The organism is Ruegeria sp. P8 (assembly GCF_056534665.1).
In genome coordinates this window covers 1-6,092 of the sequence record NZ_JBQERC010000038.1, presented here as the reverse complement: position 1 = coordinate 6,092, position 6,092 = coordinate 1, and the positions used below count along the sequence as shown (strand labels likewise).

The window sequence follows — 6,092 nt, the reverse complement described above, 5'->3', positions numbered from 1 at the left end:
ACCGCTACCGTCCGCTTTCACGCGGACCTTCACATTGTAGTCAATCACGCGTTTGACAGGTACCAGTACCTTCATTGTAGCGCTTTCTCCTCAAAAAACGGCAAGCCGCGAAGGCGACTCCACCAATGCTCTCGTCGGACTTGATAACGTCTGCTGCACCCGCAAAACAGAGCAAAATCGTCACGTCGTCGCGTCGGGACGTCGCGTTTTGCAGTTTTTTACCTTGAGGCACGCAAGATTGTTGCCCGCATTGCGCTTATTTTCAGGGAAATATTCAGCGGTTTGCGCCGGGAACCCACAGCACGTCGTCCTTGCCATCGTTATTTGCGCACCGGGCCGCGACGAAAAACCAGTCACTTAGCCGGTTGAGATATTTGACGGCCACATCGTTAACCGGTTCCATATTCGTCAACTCGACCGCCAACCGCTCGGCGCGACGCGATACGGTGCGGCACACGTGCAAATGCGCGGCCAGCCGCGAACCGCCCGGCAGGATGAAGCTGCGCAGCGGTTCCAGTGTTTCGTTCATGATGTCAATTTCGGCTTCCAGCCGGTCGATCTGAGCGGATACGATTCGCAGCGGTGGATAGTCCGCTTCGGCATCCTTCTCCATTTCAGGGCGGCAGAAATCCGCGCCAAGATCAAACAGGTCGTTCTGAATCCGCGACAAGGCGGCATCGACTTTGCCTTCGGCCTCGGTACGGGCCACGCCAACAAAAGAATTCAGCTCGTCCACTGTTCCGTAGGCGGCAACGCGGCCCGAATACTTTGCCACACGCTCGCCATTGCCCAGAGCGGTTTTGCCATCGTCGCCGGTGCGCGTGTAGATTTTGTTGAGCACAACCATTACTGTACTCCTTGCCCGCGTAGATAGACGTATAGCACGATCAAAATAACGGCGATGAACTGAAAGAGGATACGCAGGCGCATCATCTTGTTGCTTTTCTTAGCTGCTTCCATGCCGCTTTTGCCGAAATTCGCGATGCCCAGGGCTAACACAACGACAACCGCCGCCATGGCCAGAAGCAGAATGACCATTAAAGGGTCCATTTAAAGTCACCGTCCGGTTTTTTCGATTATCCCCATCTAGCGTCAAGGTGACGAAAAGCGAACGGGAAATAACGTCTCAGATATCCGAAAGGATGCGATCCGTGGCTTTTGTGGGCAGAATCCGGCGCAGAACCCCTGCGACATATGTCGGGGTGGTCACATAGTAGCGTGGTTTGGGGCGTCGCGCCTCGACCGCATGGGCCAGCTTGTCGGTGACAGCAGAGGCGGGCAGTTCGAACCGGTCGGGCGCGCTGTTTTCATATAGCCGCTTCAGCAGCGAACCTTCGTATTTTTCCCGCAGGGCCGAGTTTTCCCAGTCGATGTATTTTTCGAACACGGGGATTGCCTTTTCCCTGAGCTTTGAGGTGATCGGGCCGGGCTCGATCAAAACGACCTGAATGTCTGTATCCCGCAGCTCCAGCCGCAAGGTGTCGGTCAGTCCTTCGATGGCGTATTTGGTGGCCACATATGCGCCGCGCCAGGGGAAGGCGACAAGACCAAGTACCGAGGAACATTGCACGATACGGCCGTGGCCCTGCTCGCGCATGACGGGAATAACCTGTCTGGTCAGCTCGTGCCATCCAAAGACATTGGTTTCAAAGATATGACGCAGAGCGTCTGTCGGGACGTCTTCAACCGCACCGGGCAGCCCGTGCGCACCGTTGTTGAACAGCGCGTCCAAAGTTCCGCCCGTTGCCTCAAGTACATATGACAATCCCGAGGAAATGCTGTCGGGTTCGGTATAGTCGATTCTGGGGCTTTCAAACCCTTGCGCGCGCAGGCGGTCACAGTCGCGCTGCTGTCGGCAGGATGCAAACACACGCCAGCCTCGCGCACGCATTCCGTGTGCTGCGTCCAGACCAATGCCCGACGAGCATCCCGTAATAAGAATCGATTTCTGCATGTGCCTTCCGAAGCTGAACCCAGCCAAAAGCTAGGGCGGGGTTTGCAGCAGGGCAATGACGTCCGGGCGTCAGTTTGATGTTTTCCGGACAAGTGATGCTGAAATCCACCCGACCTGTTGCGCGGGCAACACGCGCAGGCGTAACCAGCCGGTGCCGGAATCGCTCAGGACCTCGACCTGTTGGCCAAGCGCGGCTTTACCGATGATGGGATAGATTGTACCGGGCCCATCGCGCAGATTAACCCGGGTGCCCGAGATTTCGCGGATGTCCTTCGGGGCCTCGGCTGGCGTGGGCAGTTCGATTGCCGGCAGCTCGGCGTCGGTGACCACCTGCTCCAGCGCGCTTACGCCCTGTTCCAATGATGCCAGGGTCAGGGTCACGCTTTCGTCCTGGAACAGCGAGGGATTGGCCTTCAAGCCAGCCGCGACCTGCGAGAGGAGGGCCTTTGTTTCGGTCTCACCCAACTGGGTTACCGCCTCGGCAACAGGTGGAGCCACCAGAGCGGGTTTGACCGCAGCACGGGTGACCAAATCTTCGACAGGTGCAGGTTCAACGACCGGGGCAACCGGTTCTGCCACGACAGCCACGCGTTCCGGTTTGGCAGGGCGCACGCCGCGCGGTTCAAAATCAGGGCCACCGCTCATCACGTAAAAGGTCCAGCCGAGCGCGGCAAAGGTAACAAGTATCAGGCGCGTCATGGCGCATCCCCCAAAGCAATCGTAACATCAACAAATGGCAGCAAATCAATTGATGAGATGTTAGCATATTTTGGGTGACGAGTCGAAAAATGGGGGAAAACAACACGGTGTCTCCCCCTGTTGCAAAAAGCACGACTTTTCCTCAGCAATTTATGTGCTGCTCGCTTTACCAAGGCGCACTTGCGTCGTATCACATCATATATGAACGATACGATCGATGACCCCAACATGCAGGCCCCCACAGGTGGGGGCGAGGTGGCGGAACCGCTGCGCCGTGCGATTGGTGAGCGGTATCTGACTTATGCGCTGTCCACCATCATGCACCGGGCGCTGCCCGATGCACGGGACGGGTTGAAGCCAGTTCACCGCCGAATCCTCTATGCGATGAGAGAGTTGCGACTCAGTGCAACCGGAGGTTTCCGGAAGTCTGCCAAGATTTCCGGCGACGTGATGGGCAACTATCACCCGCATGGCGACGCCGCGATCTATGACGCGATGGCGCGTCTGGCACAGGATTTCAACGTCCGCTATCCGCTGGTCGACGGGCAGGGGAACTTTGGCAATATCGACGGCGATAACCCGGCAGCCTCGCGCTATACCGAGGCGCGGATGACCATCGTGGCCGAAGCGCTGCTGGAAGGGTTGAACGAAGACGCCGTTGATTTCCGCGACAACTATGATGGCACGCTGACCGAACCGGTCGTGCTGCCCGCACAGTTCCCGAATCTGCTGGCCAATGGCGCAAGTGGTATCGCGGTGGGGATGGCGACGAATATCCCACCGCACAACATCTCGGAACTCTGCGATGCATGTCTGCACCTGATCAAGACACCGGACGCGCGCGATGACACGTTGCTGAACTACGTGCCGGGCCCTGACTTCCCGACCGGAGGTGTGATTGTCGAGCCGCCCGAGAATATCGCGCAAGCCTATCGCACCGGACGCGGTTCGTTCCGTTTGCGCTGCAAGTACGAGGTCGAGGATCTGGGGCGCGGTCAGTGGCAGATCATCGTCACCGAGATTCCCTATCAGGTTCAGAAGTCCAAGCTGATCGAGAAGATCGCCGAGCTGATCCAGACCAAGAAAATCCCGATCTTGGCAGACGTGCGCGACGAATCCGCCGATGACATCCGTCTGATCCTCGAGCCGCGCTCCAAGAATGTGGACCCTGAGGTGCTGATGGGCATGCTGTATCGCAACTCGGACCTCGAGGTGCGGTTCAGCCTGAACATGAACGTGCTGATCGACGGGGTGACGCCCAAGGTCTGCTCGATGAAGGAAGTGCTGCGCGCGTTCCTGGACCACCGGCAAGAGGTGCTGATCCGCCGCTCGCGCCACCGCATGGCCAAGATCGACCACAGGCTGGAAGTGTTGGAGGGCTTTATCGTTGCCTTCCTGAACCTCGACCGTGTGATCGACATCATCCGCTATGACGACGACCCCAAAGCCGCGCTGATGCGCGAGGATTGGGGGATTGACCATATCCGCGCCACCAGCGAGGCCGACTATGTCTCACCCAGACCGGGTGAGGGCGAGTTGTCTGAGGTTCAGGTTGACGCGATCCTCAACATGCGCCTGCGCAGTCTGCGTCGTCTGGAAGAGATGGAGCTGGTCCGCGAACGCGATGAGTTGATGCTGGAACGTGCCAACCTCGAAGACCTGCTGGCCGACGAAGGCCTGCAATGGGCCAGGATTGCCGAGCAGTTGAAAGAGACGAAAAAGACCTTCGGCAAAGATTACGAAGGCGGCGCGCGCCGCACGCGGTTCGCCGAAGCGGGCGAGGTCGACGAAGTGCCGCTTGAGGCGATGATCGACCGCGAACCGATCACGGTCGTCTGTTCTCAGATGGGCTGGATTCGCGCCATGACCGGTCATATCGACCTGACCCGTGAATTGAAGTTCAAGGATGGCGACGGGCCGCGCTTTATCTTCCATGCGGAAACGACCGACCGGTTGCTGGTCTTCGCTTCGAACGGGCGGTTCTATACAGTCAGCGCGGCCAACCTGCCCGGCGGGCGGGGAATGGGTGAACCCCTGCGCCTCATGGTCGACCTGCCGAACGAAGCACGGATCATCGATATCCTGATTCACAAACCAGGGCGCAAGCTGCTGGTGGCCTCGGATGCGGGCAACGGGTTCATGGTGCCCGAAGATGACGTGCTGGCCCAGACGCGAAACGGCAAGCAGGTGCTGAACGTCAAGGACGACGAAACTGCAGTGATCTGCAAACCGGTCGAGGGCGACCACGTTGCAATCGTGTCGCAGAACGGCAAGTTCCTTGTCTTCCCGACCGAGGAATTGCCCGAAATGACCCGCGGCAAGGGTGTGCGTTTGCAAAAATACAATATGGCTCGCGGGCGGCAGGGGACGCTGGAACTGGATGGCGGTCTGTCAGACATCACCACCTTCAACTGGGAGGAGGGCCTGAAATGGTCCATGGGGGGCGACAAGACCCGGCATGAGGCAGATATGTCCCAATGGCTGTCCAAGCGCGCCAGCGTAGGGAAAAAGCCACCCTATGGTTTCCCGAAGGACTATAAGTTTTCGTGATCCGGCCCCGGTTGCGGTAGAAATCCACCGATACGGCTTGGCACAACCCGTATCGGTGCGCTAGACCAAAGAAAAACAGGCCTATCGAGACGAGATATGTTGCGCATTCTGACCCTGATCACCGGATTGGCCCTGATGGGCGCTTGCACCCAGACACAGGTTTATGAACCGCCCGAGTCACTGGGGGAATTTCGCCTCGTGAAGATAGTTTCGTTTGCAGACAACGCTAAACAGGGGCCGATTTCCAGGGATGCTACTCCGCAAGAATGGACAGACGCTTTGGAGCAAGCCATCGACATTCGATTAGGGCGGTATGAGGGCTCACAGCGTTACATTATTGGTATAAGCCTTGAAGGCTATATGTTGGGGCCGCCGGGTATCGTTGTTTACAATCCAAGAAGTGCAGCGATCGTACTCGTTAATGTTTATGACTACGACACGAAGAAATTCTTGGCTAAGCAAAAACAGTTCACTGTTCTTGAAGATACTACGAAAGAAACAGCCCTTATTGGTTCAGGGCGGGTCAGAACCAAGGAAGAGCAGTTGAGCGGACTATCGTTGAAAGTCGCTGACGAAATCGAAGAATGGCTGGCTGAGGAACACAAAGAGAATGGCTGGTTCGACAAGCGGCCTGACCTGATCGAACTGCCGGATTCCGATAGCTGACGCAAAATCCGGCGGGATAAGCGCATTTCCCTCAGGATGTGCTTGATTTTCCCCTTTGAACCAAATATCTCGCGCGCGCAGATAGTAACCCGGGACCAAGGGTCCCCCAAATCGCAAAAGGGCGCCTGAGGAATGGCAAAGGAAAAGTTTGAGCGTAATAAGCCGCACGTCAACATCGGCACGATTGGGCATGTTGACCACGGCAAGACGACGCTGACCGCAG

Annotated in this window: 7 protein-coding genes; 3 read left to right on the top strand and 4 right to left on the bottom strand. The window is 57.5% G+C overall.

What is annotated here, in order from left to right:
• Nucleotides 1-274: 274 nt before the first annotated feature.
• The 4 genes from ACR0BZ_RS19535 to ACR0BZ_RS19520 all read right to left on the bottom strand — a co-directional run bounded on the left by ACR0BZ_RS19535 (nt 275) and on the right by ACR0BZ_RS19520 (nt 2,653).
• Entirely contained in the window at nt 275-847 is a 573-nt protein-coding gene (locus ACR0BZ_RS19535) for a cob(I)yrinic acid a,c-diamide adenosyltransferase (RefSeq protein ID WP_480483742.1), read from the bottom strand.
• Nucleotides 847-1,050: a twin transmembrane helix small protein gene (locus tag ACR0BZ_RS19530; protein WP_209506337.1), complete on the bottom strand. Its 204-nt coding sequence runs from the start codon at nt 1,048-1,050 to the stop codon at nt 847-849. The genes ACR0BZ_RS19535 and ACR0BZ_RS19530 overlap by 1 nt, the downstream gene beginning before the upstream one ends.
• A gap of 76 nt (nt 1,051-1,126) precedes the next feature.
• Nucleotides 1,127-1,954, bottom strand: a complete 828-nt coding sequence (locus ACR0BZ_RS19525) for an SDR family NAD(P)-dependent oxidoreductase (RefSeq protein ID WP_267364210.1) — start codon at nt 1,952-1,954, stop codon at nt 1,127-1,129.
• Nucleotides 1,955-2,023: 69 nt separating this feature from the next.
• Nucleotides 2,024-2,653 (bottom strand): SH3 domain-containing protein, encoded by a 630-nt coding sequence (locus ACR0BZ_RS19520; protein WP_480921051.1) that lies wholly within the window; start codon nt 2,651-2,653, stop codon nt 2,024-2,026.
• Nucleotides 2,654-2,854: 201 nt separating this feature from the next.
• Here ACR0BZ_RS19520 and ACR0BZ_RS19515 point away from each other — a divergent pair, with 201 nt between their 5' ends.
• The 3 genes from ACR0BZ_RS19515 to ACR0BZ_RS19505 all read left to right on the top strand — a co-directional run.
• Nucleotides 2,855-5,203, top strand: a complete 2,349-nt coding sequence (locus tag ACR0BZ_RS19515; RefSeq protein ID WP_480921050.1) for a DNA topoisomerase IV subunit A — start codon at nt 2,855-2,857, stop codon at nt 5,201-5,203.
• 96 nt (nt 5,204-5,299) lie between these two features.
• Complete coding sequence (locus ACR0BZ_RS19510) at nt 5,300-5,869, top strand: hypothetical protein (protein ID WP_480483738.1); 570 nt, start codon at nt 5,300-5,302, stop codon at nt 5,867-5,869.
• 132 nt (nt 5,870-6,001) lie between these two features.
• Nucleotides 6,002-6,092: GTP-binding protein (locus ACR0BZ_RS19505; protein ID WP_036223564.1), on the top strand; the 91-nt coding region annotated here is incomplete at its 3' end.

Excerpts from the sequence above, each read along its gene's own strand:
- ACR0BZ_RS19520 (WP_480921051.1), bottom strand. The coding sequence starts at position 2,653 with ATGACGCGCCTGATACTTGTTACCTTTGCCGCGCTCGGCTGGACCTTT.
- ACR0BZ_RS19525 (WP_267364210.1), bottom strand. The coding sequence starts at position 1,954 with ATGCAGAAATCGATTCTTATTACGGGATGCTCGTCGGGCATTGGTCTG.
- ACR0BZ_RS19510 (WP_480483738.1), top strand. The coding sequence starts at position 5,300 with ATGTTGCGCATTCTGACCCTGATCACCGGATTGGCCCTGATGGGCGCT.
- ACR0BZ_RS19530 (WP_209506337.1), bottom strand. The coding sequence starts at position 1,050 with ATGGACCCTTTAATGGTCATTCTGCTTCTGGCCATGGCGGCGGTTGTC.
- ACR0BZ_RS19535 (WP_480483742.1), bottom strand. The coding sequence starts at position 847 with ATGGTTGTGCTCAACAAAATCTACACGCGCACCGGCGACGATGGCAAA.
- ACR0BZ_RS19515 (WP_480921050.1), top strand. The coding sequence starts at position 2,855 with ATGAACGATACGATCGATGACCCCAACATGCAGGCCCCCACAGGTGGG.